Genomic DNA, 16953 nt, shown 5'->3' with positions numbered 1-16953 from the left:
GGCCCACCGCTGCGAGTGGGTCAGGTCTTGCTATCGTCCTCCGACTGGTTCCACGGGAGACGGCCCTCGATCTCCAGGTGCAGGGCAAAGACCAGCAGTGTGCGTATGAGAATAATCAGGGCCAGCATGAGTACGTTTTCCATGGAGTACTCGATCGCTACGGTCATGATGATGTCGGCCGCGACCAGGAACTCCAGTCCGAGAATCAGCCCGCGCACGCTGCGACGGCGATAATCGACGTAGGCCTCGTGTGTGCTCATGCGGCGCATGTTCACCAGCCAAACCACTGTTGCCAGCACGAATCCACCGATGATCACGGCGATGCCGACTGCTTCGAGCCCTAGTACCAGTGCGTTGGCGATCTGAAGAAAGACATCGTTCATGTCTGCATCCTTTTCGGGTCAGCGACTTGCGGCAAGTCTACTGCCGGCGGTTGGTCGCCGCCCAATGTTGAACCGCCAGGAGTCTGTCGGGCCCGGGGGAAGAACGGGGCTGAAGCGCGCCTCTTCCGTGGGGTGGTTTCGGTATGCTCGAAGGCATGTGCCCGCTCAAGGACCGCGAATCCGCACCCCTCGGCCGCGCGACCGCGACCTTCCGGTTGTATGCCGAGCTGAACGACTTCCTCGCGCCCGAACGGCGATACCAGAGCTTTGAACACGCGTTCGACGGAACCCCTTCGGTCAAGGACCGCATCGAGTCGCTGGGCGTGCCGCACACGGAGGTTGACCTGGTACTGGTCGACGGGCGGGCAGTGGATTTCGGCCACCGGCTGCGCGGCGGTGAGCGGGTGGCGGTCTACCCGGTGTTCGAGGCCTTCGATGTAGGCGACGTCTCCCGCCTGCGACCCCAGCCGCTGCGCGAACCACGCTTCATCCTCGATGTGCATCTGGGCCGGCTGGTCGGTTACCTGCGTGCACTGGGCTTCGACTGCCTGTATGCCAACGATTTCTCCGATGAGTACATCATCCGCACCGCGCAGGACGAGCACCGCATTATCCTCACGCGTGACACTGGCCTGCTGAAGGACGGCCGGGTGACTCACGGGCGGTACGTGCACGCTACGGACCCATTGCAACAGCTTCGCGAGGTGGTCGACCGCTTTCAGCTCGCCGGGCTGTTCGAGCCGTTCTCGCGTTGCATGCGGTGTAACGGCGAGCTCCGGTCGATTGATGGCGCTGCACTCGCCGACTCGGTCGAGCCGAGCGAGGTGCCGCCCGGGGTGCTCGAGCGCTTCGGCGCATTCGTGCGCTGCAGCGGCTGCGGCCGGGTCTACTGGCGCGGCAGCCACTACGATCGACTGCGTCAGCGCTTTCGGTCGGTCGGCATCGACATCTGACCCTGTGCGGCCTGGCATGATCTCCGAGGTCACCAAGCCCCTGAAAACGGTGATCTGCAGGATGTTCAGAAGCCAATGCGCAGGCCCCGGATGGGGCGCGTTACACCCGGGAAACGGGGACAGATTGATTCTCTCATGCCTGACGTGACGGCGGACGGCCTGGACGCCGCCACTCAATGCGACAGCCCATGACCTGCTCCACCCCATCCACAAAACGCCGGTTGACGGTGAGTTGGCCGCGCTGCAGCGCCTCGCGCATCAGCGACAGCTTCTGTTCCGGGACGCCCTGCTCCACGAACCGCGCATACCGGACACGTCGTTCATCGTCATCATCCCCTCAACGTGCTCGCGCGCCGCGTGGCAGCAGCAATGCGCTCCGCGAGCATCTACAGGGGCAGCGTCGTTTGTCGGCTGGCTTCCAGCTGGGTGTTCCGTGACGCCGAGGCCAGCTTGGTGACGCGCACGCCCAGCAGTCGCAGCGGTTGACCCAGGTCGATCCGGCGCAAGCAGCCACGGGACGCGGCCAGAATCGCCTGAGGGTCGTCCGTCCACGTGTCCAGCGTAAGGTCGCGAGTAACCGTGCGGAAATCGCTATAGCGCAACTTGATCCCGATCGTCCGGCCCAAGTAGCCCTTGCTACGGAGATCCCCGGCAACCCGTTCGCATAGGGCCACCAGGATGCGAGTCAGCTCGTCCCGATCCGCCCGTGGATGCAGGTCCCGCTCGAAGGTGGACTCTCGGCTGATGGATTTAGGCTCCCGCTCGGTGACTACGGGGCTGTCGTCCCGGCCATGGGCCGCCTCGTGCAGCCACCAGGCATAGGTCTCGCCAAAATGCTGGCGCAACCGATACAGATCGGCCTTCGCCAAATCGCCAATCGAAACGATCCCCAGCGCTTTAAGGCGCTCGGTCGCCTTTGGCCCTATACCGTTCACCTTCCCCACCCCCAGCGCCCAGATGCGCGCCTCGAGGTCGCCTTCGCCCAGCACCGTCATCCCCGCCGGCTTCTCCAGATCCGAGGCGATCTTGGCCAGCAGCTTGTTCGCGGCCAGGCCGATGGAACAAGACAGCCCCGTCTCGGCCTGCACCGCATCGCGAATCCCTCGCGCCGTCACCACCGGATCGCCCTTCACGTCGGTCAGATCGATGAACAGCTCGTCGATGCCGCGATCCTCGACCTTATCGGCCCGCGCCCGGACCGCCTGCTTGAACTGGTGCGAATAGGCCCGATAGGCATCGAAATCCGCCGGCAACAAAACCGCATCCGGCGCCAGCTGCCCCGCCTTCATCAGCCCCATCCCGGAATGCACCCCGAACGCCCGCGCCTCGTAGGTCGCCGTCGTCACCACGCCGCGCCCTCGATAATCGCCGAGCCGTTCGAACCGATACCGCCCATCTGCCCCTCGCTCCGGCACGGAGAGACGTCGCCCGCCGATCACCGCGGGCCGCCCCCGTAGCTCCGGATAGCGCAGCAGATCCACGGATGCATAAAACGCATCCATATCGAGATGAGCGATGGTTCTCACGGAATGCCAATCAGACCCGGACTCGGCTTTAAGGCACGCAGCACGCTGCGCGCCCTGAAGGGGCAGTCTAACAGCCAGCATCCCGACCACACCGATGAATTACCGCCCCATCCCACCCTACTGTGGGAGGCCAGCCTCTGGCCGAGGGGCATGGCTGGCGCTGGATCGACCAGAGGGCTGGCCTCCCACAACAGAGAAAGAGGACACCCATCTTCTTCCTGGACGAGGCATTTCGCACCCGAAATGGGGCGATGACGCGCTCTGGCTCAGCGCGCGGGGACGCGCACGGGTCCCAGCCTAGACGAGCCCTTCGGCAACCGCTCGGGATCGCATTCCAGCGACGCAGGGGCGGTTGCGCGGCTCGCCACGCTCGCGCGGGCCGGACGACTAACCCAGCGCGTCGAGCAGCCGTGTCAGGTTGTCCCGGAACTGCTGCTGGCGCTCGGCCTCGGCCTCGCGGAACCGCGCATCCTGCTCGACCAGGGTGTTCAGGATCTGCCCGCCCGTGTCGACGGGATTGTCCAGGAACTGGAGCGCTGGCTGGCTGAAGCGTTCCTGGAGGGCCTCCACCAGTTGCTCGAGGCGCTGGGCCGCGCGGGAGTGTTCCGGCGCGTCCAGTTGCTGCGTCTGTTCGTAGCCCTGGGTCATTCGGTAGGTCTCGGTGCGCGTCATGTTCAGCTCCATCGACTGGAGCCGGTCGGTATCGAAACGCAGGTCCGGCAGCATCTCGAACGCCCGCTGAACATCGCCATGGAAGAATTCGTCCGCGAGCGAGCCGATATCGCGCACCAGCTCCTCGACGGCACGCAGTTCGTCCGGGTCCAGGTCACCCTGCACGGAGAACTGGTAGCCGCTCGCCGCGTACCGGCTGACATCCAGCCAGCCATCGGCTGCCCCGTCCTGCACCTGGACCTGGGTCTGCAGCCGCGCGTCCTGGACGCTCTGAAACCGGATCTGAACCTCCGCACCCGACTGGGTGGTGATGTTCAGTTCCAGGCTCTCGGCGCGCGAGAAGCGCTCGCTCATGGACAGGCGCGTGGTGCCAGCCAGGGTGCGCTCGGAGGGAGGCAGCCGAAAGTCTTCCAGGGCCGCGAAGGTCAGGCGTTCGGTCTCGTCCACGTCATCGGCGATGCGGCCTTCCAACAGGTTGAGACCCGACAGGATCTCCCGCGCCTCCCGAAAGCCCTGTTCCACGCCCTGAGTCGCCTGCTCCCTCAGCGCCTCCAGCTCGGCGCCCGACGCGCCGCGGGCCCGGGCATTCGCCAGACCCATCTCCACGAAGGTCGCGATCCGGTCGGCCACCTTTTCCGGGGTGAAGTCGCTGGCATCCAGACGCTTGAGGCTGCCAAGGCTTTCGCCGGGGATGGCCCGCGCCAGGTTCTGCAGGATCTGATTCTGCAGGGCGTTCAGGCTGCGGCCGGAGCCGCCGTCGGCCTGCGCAAGGCCCTGGCGCGCAAAGCCAGACCGCCCTGCGGGGCCCTTTAGGGAGATTGGGTGGAAACTGGTATCGACAGGCATGGCGGCGCACTCACACACGGGGACGGGTACGGCGTTAACGGCCGCCGGTGGAGATTCTTTAGCCTACCTTCGGGGCAAGGGAGCACCCAGCGTAAGACGGTGCCCCCTCTGCTCCGGGCGCCACTGCGGTATCCCGGCTGGGCGAATCGAGGAGCCGGGAGCTCTGCAGTTGGCCCCTGCCCCGGTGCACCAGATCCCGGATAACCACTGGGCGTTACTGGAATGACCGCCTAGTCGGAAACAGAACGGCCTGTAGGAGGCTGCTTGCAGGCGAAGCCCCTGCCCGCGTCTGGCTTTGGCAGGGGCTTCGCCTGCAAGCAGGCTCCTACGGGGCCCCGGGTCTCTCAGGGCCATCGGGGTTGGTCAGGGGGCGCGGGTGCGAGCGAAATCAGTATTGTGCGCGGGTCAAAGGGCCAGGCCTGGCCTTTTTCTCTTGGCCAATCGCTGGGCCAAGCAGCAGGATTCGCTCTTGGGGTTCGGATTATCGCGAATCGGGTGGGAGTCCGATGGACTCGCGCATCAGATCGAGCAGGCCCTCGACACTCGACGGATCCTCGGTATCGAACATGACGCCCGCGCCATGCTCATCCACCCGCATCACGATGCACTGCCAAACATAGGTCCGGCCGTCGGCGCCCTCTTCCGGGCTCACCGTCACTTTCAGTCTTGAATGCTCGGAGATACCTGAAACGGGCATCTCTACGTAAAGGCCGCTAAGGCTGACATCGCGGACCCACCCATTTGCCCGGAATGCGGGGGCACCCTGCAACGGCTGTACTTCCGCGGTCATGCGAACGCCCCTGCGTCGCCCTTCCCGAAGTTCCATCGACCACCCCCCTGCCGCGAAGCCGCAATCTCCGACATTTCCATGTGCCTCGTCCCTAACTGTCAGGGTACCGAAATGCGCACCCGCGGTCAGACGGGCCGGGTCCCGATCGTTGCGTCTCGGGACAGCTAGCTGGTATGGCCCAGGACGGACGGGGCGTCGTTTTGCGGCCGGTTCACTCGGGTCGAAACGGGGTATGCCTGCAAGGCGCTGGGCGGCAGGCGCCGGGTCATGTGACGAACCTGCTCGCGGCCCGTGATGGCGGGGTCCAGCCAATCCCAGCGGCATGTGGCGTCCAGCGCGAGGGGCTGTCGGGCGTGAATGAACGCCAGCTGCTCGAACGAGGGCTCGGTAATGATCGCGCAGCAGGCCCCACCCTCCGCGGTCGGCCCCCCCAGATGCCGGCGAGGAACAGCACGTCCTGCAGCGCGTGGTCGGTCAGGGTGATGGAATGCGGCTGCCTGCCCCGTCCGGTCAGTTGCCATTCGAACCAGCCGTCCGCCGGGATGATGCAGCGCCGATGCGCGAAGGCGCTCCGAAAGTACGGGCTGCTGGCCATCTTTTCGGCACGCGCATGGACTGGCTGCGGCCCTTCGGTGACGCCTTTCGGCCGGGCAAGCCTCAGTGCATGGTGTGAAACGTGGCCCTGGCTTGCTCGTCCGCCCGGAACGCCTCGATGTCCGTGCCTGGTGCCACGTTGTACCGCGGGGCATCAAGGTCCTGGTCAATCGGTGTCTCGAAATAGCGCCAGGCCAGTTCGCTGGTGGCCGAGTAGCGCGCAAATCGTCCACACATGTCGCCTCGCCTTACCGGGCCGTTGCCTCGATCCGCCCCTGCAGTCTTGCGATCCGTGCTTTGGCCCGGGGCCCGGATGCCAGTTGCCCGGCATACTGCAGCGCGCGTTTCCAGTCCCGGCGCTGGTGCTCGTGGTATTTGGCCAGCGCCTCCAGTGCCTCCTGGACGCCCTGCTCCGCCAGCGCCTCCCAGACGGGCACGGCCTGGTCATATCGCCCCTCGCGACGCCATTCGCGCGCAAGCCACAACCGGCCGGCTGGCGACAGCTGGTGCTGGTGGGATTCGAGCAGCCGCCGGGCAGTGTCCGCGCCCTGCAGGCGTTCCTGTAGGCGCGCGGCGCCCTCCACCGATGCCCCATGGGCCGCGGGCTGTAACAGCACGGACGCCAGCACCGGACCCAGCAGGGTCAGGGACAGGATGTCGTCGGTGTTGTGCCGGACGACGCGTTCCAGTTCCTCGCTGCGCCCGGAGGCAAGATAGTCCTTCCAGGCCCACGGGGCCTCGGCCCCGGGCAGATCGTCCTGACGATCGAGTCCCAGCAGGCGCTCCTCGACCGTTCGCAGGCGACAGTCCGGCCAGGCGTGGCTAAACAGGCTGCGCACCGGGTGCAGGAAATCGGTGTGCGCGGCCTCCTGCGCATCCGGGCGTCGCTGCATACGACGACGATCTCGGAGCAGCGGCAGATCGAAGGTCTTGCCGTTGTAGCTGACGAGGTGGTCGCACTCGCTCAGCGCGGCGTCGACCGCTTCCAGCAGGGCCCCCTCGCCCGCGAACGCCGTCGTCAACCACTGACGCAGGCGGACCCGGCCATCCCGAAGGGTCGCCAGCCCGACCAGAAACGCGACCGTCCCGGCACCCCCGGCGAGGCCCGTGGTCTCGGTATCGATAAAACCCAGGCGCTGATCGGTGTTCCAAAACGGCATTGCCGGTTCGCGCGCCCGTGCCAGGGTATGTCGGCCATGGGCGTGGCAATCTGGCATCGCGCGGTCGAGCTGGATCACCTGTGGCGTCAGGAGTTCGCCATCCAAGCGCCTGGCCAGCTCTTCGGGCGGGGTGGCGGATTCGGCGGCTGTACGGTTCGGCCGTGTTCGACCGGTGCCCGCCCCACCCATACGGTCGAGCCGGGCCCGGATCTCGTCCAGCACGTTGCCCTTGCCCGATGCGGCCCCGGCACTGTGAGGATCCGCCGAGGTCCGGCCAGGGGCCGGCGGTTCGCTACCGGACTGGCGGCGCAGGGTGTTCAGGCGGTCATGCAGACCCATGGGATTCCAGGCCCTCCAGGACCGTGATCGCAGCCTGTTTCGGCGAGAACCCGCGCACCTCGTCACTGGCCAGGATGGGTCCGATGCAGCCCGGACAGCCGTGGGCACAGTCGCACTGCCGGATGAGGGTCAATGCGTCGCCGATGACCCGTTGGCGCGCATCGAACAGGGGCGCGGACAGGCCGACGCCGCCCGGATAGTGGTCGTACAGAAACACGGCCGGGCGAAAGCGGCCCTCCTGTTCCGGATCGCACTCGCCGCCATCCAGCGTGCGCAACTGGCCGCGGCCGTTCGCGCCCACGGTGGCAAACCAGCGGGCATCACCATCGCCCACCGCCCGGCCCAGATCCTGCGGCTCGGACATCACCACCAGTGCGGCCACGTGGTGCATGGCGTAGGCGGCACCGAGAAAGCCATCCAGGGCCTCGTGGCGAGAGGCGAAGCGCTGTTCCAGCGCCTCGGGTGCCATCTGCCACCAGACGGCCGTGGTGTGCATCTCCTGGTCCGGCAGGTGGATGTTGCCGTAGCCGATGTTCTCGTGGGTGTAGTAGCGGATCTTCTTGTAGCCGGGAATGCGCCGGACGATGTGGACCTCGCCGCGTGCGGCCTCGCCCTGCCCCGCCGGGCTGCGTTCGAAGCCGTCGAGGATCTTCAGGCGGGTGTAGTCGATGGCGTCGGTGTAGTAGTCCGCGCGGGTGCGCGTGACGAAGGCCTTGCGCCCGGTCCAGTCCAGCCGCTCAACTTGGTAGGGCACGGCCTGGACCAGATAGATCGCCCCTTCGTACAGCGTCTCGGCCGCGCTGGAGAAATCCACCTCGGCGATGATCTGTTGCTGGCCGTCGGTCGTGTCCACGACCACGAAGTTGCCCTCGGCGACGGAGCGCAGGCTGACGCTCTGGGCGGGGTAGCTGTCCTCGGTCCAGTGCCAGGTATCCGACTCGCGGTGCAGGACGCCCTGCTCCTCCAGGTAGGCCAGCAGAGACTCCAGATCCTCGCCACCAAAGGTCTCGCCCTTGCGGAAGGGCAGCTCGAAGGCCGCGCAGCGCACGTGATCCAGCAGGATCAGAAGCTGATCCGGCGCGATGCGCGCCTGTTCCGGGGACTGACCGAGGAAGAACTCCGGGTTCCGGATGATGTACTGGTCCAGCGGATCGGAACTGGCGACCAGCACGCCCAGCGACGGGCGGTTACGCCGGCCGGCCCGGCCCAGACGCTGCCAAGTGCTGGCAATGGTCCCGGGGTACCCGGTCAGCAGGCAGACATCGAGGCTGCCGATATCCACCCCCAGCTCCAGCGCGGAGGTGGCGATGACGCAATCGACGTTGCCGCTGCGCAGCGCCTTCTCGGTCTGGCGGCGCTCGTTCGGGAGGTAACCACCCCGGTACGCCGCGACGCGCGAGGCCTTGCGCGGGTCGTTGTCGAACACGTCTTTCATGTAGCGGGTGATCACTTCGACCATCAGTCGGGTGCGCGCAAAGATGATGGTGGTGAGCTTGCCGCGCAGGGCCATGCGTGCGATTCGCGTGACCTGGGAACGGGCCGAGGCGCGGATGCCGAGATCCGCGTTGACCACCGGCGGGTTCCACAGCAGCAGATGGCGTTCCCCGGCCGGTGCCCCGCTCTCGGTGATCGCCGTCACCGGCTCGCCGACCAGACCCGAGGCCAGTTCTTCCGGGTTGGCGATGGTCGCCGAGCTCATGATGAAAACCGGGTCCGCCCCATAGAACCGGCAGATACGGCGTAGCCGCCGCATCACGTTCGCCACGTGGGAACCGAACACGCCGCGATAGGTGTGCGTCTCGTCGATCACCACGTACTGCAGGCTCTCGAAGAACTGGGCCCACTTGGTGTGGTGCGGCAGGACGCCCTGGTGAAGCATGTCCGGGTTGGTCACGACGATGTCGCCCCGGGTGCGCACCGCCTTGCGGGCATCCCCCGGGGTATCGCCGTCGAAGGTATAGGCGCGCACGCCGAGGTCCCCGGCCTCATTGAGCTCCATGAGCTCCGCGACCTGGTCCTGCGATAGCGCCTTGGTCGGGAACAGGTACAACGCCTTGGCCTTGTTCTCGCGGGCTGCCTGCAGGACCGGCAGGTTGTAGCAAAGCGTCTTGCCCGAGGCGGTCGGCGTGACCACCACGGTGTGGCGGCCGGCGCGGATCTGATCCCAGGCCTCACGCTGGTGGCTGTAAAGCTGCTCCACGCCCCGGGACCGGAGGGCGCCGGCAATGGCCGGGTCCAGATCCACTGGGAGATCCGCATACTGCGCGGGCCGCGCCGGCAGGACCAGTTCACCGGTAATGCGCTTGGCGTAGCGCTCCTTGATGCGCTCGACCAGGCGTCGTGCACCCGCCTCGCCACCCTGGGGTTCGGCGCTCAGCTCGGGGACAGAATCTTCGGGGAGGACGCGCGCCGGTTCGGTCATGGCAATCTTCTCGCGGGAGCCGTACAGTGGCGATCATAGCCCGGAGAACAAACGGAGAACAATGTTCCCGGTCCAGCACGATCCAACACCAGGAGAGCGGATGCCATGGAGGCACTGACCCCGCACCAGCGTAGCGTGCTCGAGGCCCTGCAGCGCTTCGCGGCGGAGGGGCACGCCCCGAGCCTGGAAGAGCTGGCACAGGCGCTGGGGTTGCGCTCGCGCGGCTCGCTGCACAAGCACATCCGGGCGCTGGAAGCCGCGGGCTACGTCCAGCCTGCCCGGGGCCGTCATCGCGGCATCCGGCTGGCCAATGAACTGCCGGCGCTCACGGATACCCAATACCCCGCAACGGATGGGGACACGTGGACCCCGCACACCCTGCCCCTGCTGGGCCGGATCGCGGCGGGCCAGCCCATCGATGCCCTGGCGCATCCCGAGCCCGTGGAGGTACCCGCCCACCTGCGCGGGCGCGGCGAGTGCTACGTGCTCAAGGTGAAGGGCGACTCGATGCAGGATGTCGGCATCCTGGACGGAGACTGGGTGGTCATCGAGTCGCGCAGCGAAGCCCGCAACGGCGAGATCGTGGTCGCCCTGATCGATAACGGAGTCGCCACGCTGAAGCGGATCGAACAGAAGCCGGGTGGCGTCCTGCTGCATGCGGAGAACCCGGCCTACACACCCCTTTTCGTCACCCCGGACCAGCTGCGCATCCAGGGGGTGCTCGTCGGCCAGATGCGCCGTTACCGCCCGGTCTAGGTGGGATCTATCGATAGGTTGTAGGGGTGGCACCCCAGATTCCCCAATCCTGCGTTGCGCCGCTTGCGGGTAGAACCACTACCCGCTGGACGACGACACTTTACGTTCGCGCCAACGAAGACCGAGGACCGCCGGTTCCTTCGGCGTTACTGCGAGCAGAGGCCGCCGTCAACAACATACGTGTTGCCAGTGCAGCCCGAAGCAGCGTCAGACAGCAGGAAAACCGCCATACCGGCACACTCCTCGTTGCTGACGTAGCGGCCCAGCGGAATGCGTGCCTCGAAGGCCTGGTGCACCTCGTCGGCGTGACCGGGCTTCGCTTGCTCCTCTATGGACTGCATCATGCGATTCGCGACCGGCCCCGGGTTGAGTGTATTCACGCGGATGTTCTCCGGCCCCAGCTCAGCGGCCAGGCACTTCATCATGCCGACCACCGCATGCTTGCTGGACACGTACGGCGACAAGCCCACGGCGCCGCGCAGCCCGGCCACGCTGGAGGTGATCACAATACTCCCGCCGCTGCCACGTCGCAGCGCCGGCAAAGCGGCCTCCGCGCCCAGGCGCACGCCCTGCACGTTGACGGCGAAGACCTTCTCCCAGGCTGCATCGGAGCGGCTTTCGAATGGGCCGACCTCGCCCTCGATCCCGGCGTTGAGGAACACCCCGTCGAGACGGCCGAAGCGTTCCAGCGCGGCCGCCACCATGCGCTCGTTATCCTCACGCTGAGTGACGTCCACCGCCATCCCGATCGCCCGCTCACCCAGGGACCGGGCGATGGCTTCGACCGGTCCGGTCTCGCGGTCGGTAATCACCAGGCTGGCACCCTGCTCGTACGCCATGCGCGCAGTGCACTCGCCGATACCTCCGGCGCCACCGGTAATTGCGATCACCTTTCCTTCCAGACCCCTCATGCTGCTTCTCCTGATCACAAACGCTCCGAGAACAATCCCATTATTCGCTCGGTCCGGTCCAACACCAACCAAGAGGCCACCCACCCCTGGTCAGATCCAGCATCGCAACTGTGCCCGGCAAGCTCTCCAGCCAGTCCGGAACACCGCAAGTCTCCTGCAGAAGCCTGCTTGCAGGCGAATACCCGGCCCGCTCGGCTTTGGCCGGGGCTTGGCCTGCAGGCAGGCGCCCACCGCGCCCAGAATCCCTCAGGGCTATGGGAGAGGCATCTGGGGTACACGATCCTGCGGTGCGCCCGCCGCCGCGATCAAAACCGGCGTCGTGAGGTCCGTTAGGGAAACGCTGATCGATGTACCCACTCGCGTGGGTGCCACAGGTTTTCCGAGACCAGGCGCGACGCGCAGCGGGTAGCGGTTCTACCCGCGCGTCTTTGATGCATTCGGGGCGCAACACAGGATCGGGGAGCCGGGCAAACCAATCCCGTGGCCGAGATGGCGTGAGTCAGGTCCCCGATGCCACGACCTTGAGGGGCCCGTGGTCGTCGCAGTGGTCACCATGGGGGTGATGCAGGTGGCCATCTACCAGGTAATCGACGTGGTCCCCGTGCGGAACGGGCTCGTGGCCGCAGCCGGGACCGTGCACGTGATTCGGGTCATGACCTTGGCACTGGTGGTCCGGGGTGCAGTGATCCGGGTTCGTTTCGCTCACCTCGATGACATGCTCGTCAACATGGTCGCCATGCGGATGGTGGAGATGGCCATCATGCAGGTAATCGACGTGTCCGTTGTGCTCCACCGCGGTGTGTCCGCAGCCGGGTCCGTGTTCATGCTCGTGATTCGGATGTTCCTGGCAACTCATGACGCTCCCTCCTGCTGGACTAGGCAATTGCACCCTTTAGGGAAACACTGATCCATGTTTTAGGTGTCCGTGGCGATTTCCTCAACTCGTTGGTTGATACGACGTCACAGCAAGTTCCGTACGTTGTGCTGATCAATGACAAGGTTGGCTGCCGGTAACCGGCCGATACGGCCGCGAAGAGCCGGACTCTCTGACGTCACCCCGCCTGTCCCCAAGGGCCGTTAACCGCTGCGCGGATTCCGATCGGCCCGGGACACCAAACGCCTCCTGCAGGGGCCTGCTTGCAGGCGAATCCCCTGCCCGCGCCCGACTTTTGACGGGTCTTCGTCTGCAGGCAGGCGCCCACTGGGCCCAGAATCTCTCAGGGCTATGGGGCGTGATCAGGGGTACACGGGAATGCGGATCGTCCGCAGCTGCGATCAAAACCGGCGACGTGTGGTCGGAAAGAGACCTTTGTGCCGATGGCGAGCGACCCAGCCCATGACTTCTCCGAATGTGGAACGTGACCAAACCGTAGACCCGGACGAGGTGGAGCGCTACCGCGCCCTGGCCGAGATGTGGTGGCAACCGGATGGAAGACTCTGGCCCCTGCACGTGCTGAACGGCCTGCGCAGCGACTACATCCGGGACCAACTCTGTCGCTCGCTCGAGCGGAACGCGGAGGCCGAGCGCCCCCTGGCCGGCCTGCGCATGCTCGATATCGGGTGTGGCGGCGGGTTGCTGAGCGAGGCCATGGCCCGCCTGGGCGCGGATGTACTGGGCGTGGACGTCGTTGACCGCAACATTGCCGCTGCGCGGCTTCATGCCGCGGAGCAGGGCCTGGATATCGGGTACGAAGTGAACACCGCGGAGGCCCTCGCCGCGCGTGGCGAGACCTTCGATGTGATCCTGAACATGGAGGTGGTCGAACATGTGGCGGACCTGCCCGCGTTCATGGGGAGCGTCAACCGCATGCTGCGTCCCGGCGGGCACACCTTCGTGGCCACCATCAATCGCAATCCGGTCTCGTTCGTGGTGGCGATTGTCGGGGCGGAGTATCTGTTCCGCATCCTGCCCCGGGGCACTCATCAGTGGAAGCGCTTTGTGACGCCGCGGGAAACGCGGGACCTGCTGGCGCGGGACGGCCTGGAGCCTGTGGCGCAGACGGGAGTCAAGGTGAATCCGCTTTCCCGCCGGATGTGGCTGTCGAGATCGATGAGTGTCAATTACATGATCCTGGCACAGAAGTCCGAAGCCTGAAGGACAAGTCCGCGGTATGCCGCTTCCGCTGATCCATCATCCGCGCTACACGATCGAACTGCCGGATGGGCATCCATTCCCCATGGCAAAGTTCCAGGCCCTGCGGGACCGGCTGGAAACCGAGCTGGGCGACACGACAATCGACTGGCTGCAACCGGAGATCGCCCCTCGGGGGGCTCTGGCCCGCGTGCATACACCGGCCTACCTGGATGCCTTCCTGTCCGGCCAGACCAGCAAGGCCGCCCAGAGGCGCAGCGGGTTCCAGTGGTCGGAAGCGCTGGTGGAGCGCGTGCGACTGGAGACGGGCGGCACCCTGCTGACCGTGGAGGCTGCACTGAGCGACGGCCTGGCTCTGAATACCGCCGGCGGCACCCACCATGCCCACGCGGGGTTCGCGAGCGGGTACTGCCTGATCAACGATATTGCCGTCGCAGCGGCCCATGCGCGCGCTATGGGATGGGTCCAGCGTGTCCTGATCATCGACCTCGACGTCCACCAGGGCGATGGGACGGCCGCCATCTTCGCGGATACCCCCGAGGTGGTGACCTTCTCCATGCACGCGGGCAGCAATTTCCCGGCGCGCAAGACGCCCGGCGACCACGACATCGAACTCGCCCGCGGCACCGGCGATGATGCGTATCTGGCCACCCTGCGAGATGCCCTTGCGACCCTGATCGACGCCGTGCGCCCGGACCTGGTGGTGTACGACGCCGGCGTCGATGTACATCAAGCGGATCGGCTGGGGCATCTGGAGCTGACCGATGCGGGCCTCGAGGCGCGTGACCGGCACGTGCTGCAGGTCTGTCGCGAGAGGGCCGCGCCCGTGGCAGCGGTGATCGGCGGGGGTTACGACCGCGACATCACGGCGCTTGCCGATCGCCATGCGATTCTCCATCGGACCGCCGCGTCCCTGTGACCGAGAAAGAGGACCGAGCAAGAGGGCACCCATCTTCCTCCCGGTGCCCACGGTCATCCCGGCCGGAGCGAAGCGGAGAGGGGGATCTCTGACGTCCGCTCCTGCCTCGGCGGCCGAGATCCCGGATAACCGCTGCGCGGTTTCCGGGATGACCACGGAAGAGGACACCCATCTTGTTCACATGCCGCCACAGCCCCCTTCTCCGGTAGGAGCCCAGCCCTCTGGGCGATGGGGCGCCGGACATGCCCGATCGGCGAGAGGGCTCGCCTCCTACAGTAGGGAGGCTTCAGCCTCGGTGACGAACAGGCGCAAGCGCTTTGGGGCGGTATCGTCGTTTCGGTGATGGCTGGCTTCTCGCGCAGCTCGCTGACGGAACCTGTGGTGATCAGGTGCTTACCTTTGGATTTCGCGGGCCGGCGCTTGTCTTTTGCCGCTGCCTCGGCCAGAGGGCCGACCTGAGCTGTTGAGCGCGCGCCGCGCTGTGGTAGCTGTCTCTACGAATAGTCCCATCAAGGGGCCACTTATAGCCCGTAATGGTGACACGCCCAACGCCGTGGCCTATCCGACGTCAGGATGCGTCAAGTCGGTTGTTGCGCCACCGCCGGTCCTGCGGCACCCTCGCGAGACGGTCGCCCCTGGCGGGCGCGTTCCCATCGTTATCCTCCGAGCGAAGGCCATGAGTGAAGCGACAATGACGGCGGTGGCCCGGCAGCGACTGCTGCTTCAGGGGCAACTGTCGACCGCCCTGGCGCGGCTGGTGGGCCCCTGCGCCGAGAGGTGGGGCGAGCGTGAGGCCCTCGAGCAGCGACTCGCCGTGGCCCTGGGCGCGCTGCCGTCCTGCAAGTACCTCTATGTGCTCGATCCGCGCGCTCACCAGGTGACCGCCAACGTATCCCCGGAAGGCCCCTTGCCGGACCAGGCCGGAAGGGATCGCAGCACCCGGCCCTACATGGCCGATGCCCTGGCGGGTGCCGAATTCTCGATGTCGTCGGCCTACATCAGCCGCAATCGGCGCCGCCCTACCCTGACGGCCGTGCAACGGCTGACCCAAAGCGACGGCACACTGCTGGGGTTTCTGGGGGCGGACTTCGACCTGCGGGAGCTGCCCCTGACCCGCGACCTCTATCAGCAGCCGGACCAATGGATGCAGCTGAAGGGGGATCCAGCGATCCGCGGGGGCCTGTTCAACCAGCATCGGGTGGACAGCCCGCTCGACACCCGGATCGACGAGGTACTGGATCTCCTGACCGAGCTGGTGGCCGCCCACGGCGTATTCCACGGCAAGCTGCATTTCTCCAGTTCCCGGGCCACCTTGTGGCTGCGCGGCGACCCGTTCCGCTACCGCTTGCTGGACTACGAGGACCTCACGGATCCCGGGATCTGTCTCGCCTATCCCCAGCGGACCTACCCCGAGGAGGCAGTACTCTCCACGGAGCAGGTCGCAGCCGTGTTCCGTACCTTCCGCGAGCTGCGCTTCATGGACGACACGATCTACCTGCGCTCCGGCTCCCTCAATATCTTCAACGGCATGGTTGGCCTCAACTTCTCCTGTGATGGGTCCCACTACATGAGCGGGCAGGAGTTTCTCGCCAAACGCCTGGACTTCTGGCTGGGCTCCGGAGAAGAGCACGAACGCCCGTAACCCCTCGGTGCCTGGATGTCTGCCTTCGGATTGACCCCACATCGCCCCGAGCGGAGAGACGCCGAAGCGTGAGGAAGTGGGCGCCCATCTCCTTCCACGCGCCACACCGTCATCCCGGCCGAAGCAAAGCGCAGAGCCGGGATCTCTGGCGTCCGCCCCGGCCCCGGAGCCCGAGTTCCCGAATAACCGCTGTGCGTTTCCGGAATGACCGCCTGTTCGGAACTTCGCCTGCAAGCAGGCTCCTACGGGGGTTGGTGGTCTGGATCGATGAGTGGCCGCTATATGCTGCTGGCGCGCTGGCTGGCATCCTGACCGGCGGTCGTACTGGCAGGTCTCGCCACCACCAGACAGGAGGCGCGAGCCCCGTGGGTGGCGAGTACGGTCCATTCCTCGACCACAAGCCCGGCCGCCGCCAGCTGGGCACGGAGATCCGCCTCGTAGGTCACCTGCCCGAAATCGATGGTAGTGAGCCGTCGCAGCAGCGGCTTGAACCACTCCATCCAGCGAGAGGGCCGACGCTGGATGGTCTGCGTGAACAGGAAGCGACCGTCCGGTCGTAGCTGGCCAGTGGCATGGCGCAGGGCCTGTTCTGGATCGGGCAGCAGCATGAAGCTCGCCGAGAAATACACCACGTCGTAGGGGCCGCCCGCGTGGTCGTACACGGATTCCTGACGCGCCTCGACGCAGTCGGCCAACGGTGACTCCGCCAACCGCCGCTGGGCCCGACGGACGTAGTCGCCGTCGATGTCGATCCCCGTGACACGCAATTCCTTGCGTCTGACACCCGGTGCGTTGGCCAGTAATGCCCCGGCCGTGCCGATCCCCACGTCCAGAACCCGTGCCCCGTCGGGAATCCGTTCCAGCGCCGCCGCGTACCAGTGAGCCGTCAGCCGCAGGATCAGGAAATCATAGATCGCGCTTCGCATGGCATGCCTCGACCGGTACCGG

Annotated in this window: 14 protein-coding genes and 2 pseudogenes; 6 read left to right on the top strand and 10 right to left on the bottom strand. The window is 66.3% G+C overall.

Annotation, left to right across the window (positions count from 1 at the left end):
• Window positions 1-20 precede the first annotated feature (20 nt).
• Window positions 21-383: a DUF1622 domain-containing protein gene (locus tag D103_RS0100545; RefSeq protein ID WP_017942547.1), complete on the bottom strand. Its 363-nt coding sequence runs from the start codon at window positions 381-383 to the stop codon at window positions 21-23.
• Window positions 384-526: 143 nt separating this feature from the next.
• Here D103_RS0100545 and D103_RS0100540 point away from each other — a divergent pair, with 143 nt between their 5' ends.
• Window positions 527-1336 carry a Mut7-C RNAse domain-containing protein gene (locus D103_RS0100540; RefSeq protein ID WP_018875413.1) on the top strand — a complete coding sequence of 270 codons (810 nt, stop codon included), beginning with the start codon at window positions 527-529 and terminating at the stop codon, window positions 1334-1336.
• A 133-nt stretch (window positions 1337-1469) separates the two neighbouring features.
• Here the strand turns inward: D103_RS0100540 and D103_RS14340 are convergent.
• The 7 genes and pseudogenes from D103_RS14340 to D103_RS0100500 all read right to left on the bottom strand — a co-directional run.
• Window positions 1470-1670, bottom strand: a pseudogene (locus D103_RS14340) (transposase); the annotation flags it as partial.
• Between the two features lie 52 nt (window positions 1671-1722).
• Window positions 1723-2862 carry a DNA polymerase IV gene (gene dinB / locus D103_RS0100530; protein ID WP_231366571.1) on the bottom strand — a complete coding sequence of 380 codons (1140 nt, stop codon included), beginning with the start codon at window positions 2860-2862 and terminating at the stop codon, window positions 1723-1725.
• 387 nt (window positions 2863-3249) lie between these two features.
• Window positions 3250-4380 (bottom strand): DUF5610 domain-containing protein, encoded by a 1131-nt coding sequence (locus D103_RS0100525; protein ID WP_018875410.1) that lies wholly within the window; start codon window positions 4378-4380, stop codon window positions 3250-3252.
• A 481-nt stretch (window positions 4381-4861) separates the two neighbouring features.
• Window positions 4862-5206 (bottom strand): PilZ domain-containing protein, encoded by a 345-nt coding sequence (locus tag D103_RS13315; RefSeq protein ID WP_038028152.1) that lies wholly within the window; start codon window positions 5204-5206, stop codon window positions 4862-4864.
• A gap of 128 nt (window positions 5207-5334) precedes the next feature.
• Window positions 5335-6001, bottom strand: a pseudogene (locus D103_RS13585) (SOS response-associated peptidase).
• Between the two features lie 11 nt (window positions 6002-6012).
• Window positions 6013-7263 (bottom strand): ribonuclease H-like domain-containing protein, encoded by a 1251-nt coding sequence (locus tag D103_RS0100505; protein WP_018875407.1) that lies wholly within the window; start codon window positions 7261-7263, stop codon window positions 6013-6015.
• Entirely contained in the window at window positions 7250-9685 is a 2436-nt protein-coding gene (locus D103_RS0100500) for a DEAD/DEAH box helicase (RefSeq protein ID WP_018875406.1), read from the bottom strand. Before D103_RS0100500 ends, D103_RS0100505 begins: the two co-directional genes overlap by 14 nt.
• Window positions 9686-9790: 105 nt before the next feature.
• Between D103_RS0100500 and lexA the strand changes: the two genes are divergently transcribed.
• The gene (gene lexA, locus D103_RS0100495; RefSeq protein ID WP_018875405.1) at window positions 9791-10441 is read left to right on the top strand and encodes a transcriptional repressor LexA; all 651 of its coding nucleotides are present in this window, start codon (window positions 9791-9793) and stop codon (window positions 10439-10441) included.
• 146 nt (window positions 10442-10587) lie between these two features.
• Here the strand turns inward: lexA and D103_RS0100490 are convergent, their stop codons facing one another.
• Window positions 10588-11352 (bottom strand): SDR family NAD(P)-dependent oxidoreductase, encoded by a 765-nt coding sequence (locus tag D103_RS0100490; protein WP_026280214.1) that lies wholly within the window; start codon window positions 11350-11352, stop codon window positions 10588-10590.
• Between the two features lie 532 nt (window positions 11353-11884).
• On the opposite strand from D103_RS0100490, the gene D103_RS14335 reads away from it, so the two are divergent.
• From D103_RS14335 to D103_RS0100470, 4 genes are all read left to right on the top strand, one after another.
• Window positions 11885-12259: a hypothetical protein gene (locus D103_RS14335; protein ID WP_018875403.1), complete on the top strand. Its 375-nt coding sequence runs from the start codon at window positions 11885-11887 to the stop codon at window positions 12257-12259.
• Between the two features lie 429 nt (window positions 12260-12688).
• A complete protein-coding gene (ubiG, locus tag D103_RS0100480) occupies window positions 12689-13447 on the top strand; it encodes a bifunctional 2-polyprenyl-6-hydroxyphenol methylase/3-demethylubiquinol 3-O-methyltransferase UbiG (RefSeq protein ID WP_026280213.1) in 759 nt (252 codons plus the stop codon).
• A gap of 16 nt (window positions 13448-13463) precedes the next feature.
• Window positions 13464-14363 (top strand): histone deacetylase, encoded by a 900-nt coding sequence (locus tag D103_RS0100475; RefSeq protein ID WP_018875401.1) that lies wholly within the window; start codon window positions 13464-13466, stop codon window positions 14361-14363.
• Between the two features lie 691 nt (window positions 14364-15054).
• Entirely contained in the window at window positions 15055-16005 is a 951-nt protein-coding gene (locus D103_RS0100470; RefSeq protein WP_018875400.1) for a PDC sensor domain-containing protein, read from the top strand.
• Between the two features lie 278 nt (window positions 16006-16283).
• Here the strand turns inward: D103_RS0100470 and D103_RS0100465 are convergent, their stop codons facing one another.
• A complete protein-coding gene (locus tag D103_RS0100465) occupies window positions 16284-16931 on the bottom strand; it encodes a bifunctional 2-polyprenyl-6-hydroxyphenol methylase/3-demethylubiquinol 3-O-methyltransferase UbiG (protein ID WP_018875399.1) in 648 nt (215 codons plus the stop codon).
• Window positions 16932-16953 lie beyond the last annotated feature (22 nt).

It is taken from the genome of Thioalkalivibrio sp. ALE31 (assembly GCF_000377405.1).
Classification (GTDB): Bacteria; Pseudomonadota; Gammaproteobacteria; order Ectothiorhodospirales; family Ectothiorhodospiraceae; genus Thioalkalivibrio.
Note: the sequence above shows the minus strand (reverse complement) of the source record. Positions and strands in the feature narration are given on the sequence as shown.

What these genes read in the sequence shown, in the direction of transcription:
- D103_RS0100545 (WP_017942547.1), bottom strand. Translation starts at nt 383, where the DNA reads ATGAACGATGTCTTTCTTCAGATCGCCAACGCACTGGTACTAGGGCTC.
- D103_RS0100540 (WP_018875413.1), top strand. Translation starts at nt 527, where the DNA reads ATGCTCGAAGGCATGTGCCCGCTCAAGGACCGCGAATCCGCACCCCTC.
- D103_RS0100525 (WP_018875410.1), bottom strand. Translation starts at nt 4,380, where the DNA reads ATGCCTGTCGATACCAGTTTCCACCCAATCTCCCTAAAGGGCCCCGCA.
- D103_RS13315 (WP_038028152.1), bottom strand. Translation starts at nt 5,206, where the DNA reads ATGGAACTTCGGGAAGGGCGACGCAGGGGCGTTCGCATGACCGCGGAA.
- D103_RS0100505 (WP_018875407.1), bottom strand. Translation starts at nt 7,263, where the DNA reads ATGGGTCTGCATGACCGCCTGAACACCCTGCGCCGCCAGTCCGGTAGC.
- D103_RS0100500 (WP_018875406.1), bottom strand. Translation starts at nt 9,685, where the DNA reads ATGACCGAACCGGCGCGCGTCCTCCCCGAAGATTCTGTCCCCGAGCTG.
- lexA (WP_018875405.1), top strand. Translation starts at nt 9,791, where the DNA reads ATGGAGGCACTGACCCCGCACCAGCGTAGCGTGCTCGAGGCCCTGCAG.
- D103_RS0100490 (WP_026280214.1), bottom strand. Translation starts at nt 11,352, where the DNA reads ATGAGGGGTCTGGAAGGAAAGGTGATCGCAATTACCGGTGGCGCCGGA.
- ubiG (WP_026280213.1), top strand. Translation starts at nt 12,689, where the DNA reads ATGACTTCTCCGAATGTGGAACGTGACCAAACCGTAGACCCGGACGAG.
- D103_RS0100475 (WP_018875401.1), top strand. Translation starts at nt 13,464, where the DNA reads ATGCCGCTTCCGCTGATCCATCATCCGCGCTACACGATCGAACTGCCG.
- D103_RS0100470 (WP_018875400.1), top strand. Translation starts at nt 15,055, where the DNA reads ATGACGGCGGTGGCCCGGCAGCGACTGCTGCTTCAGGGGCAACTGTCG.
- D103_RS0100465 (WP_018875399.1), bottom strand. Translation starts at nt 16,931, where the DNA reads ATGCGAAGCGCGATCTATGATTTCCTGATCCTGCGGCTGACGGCTCAC.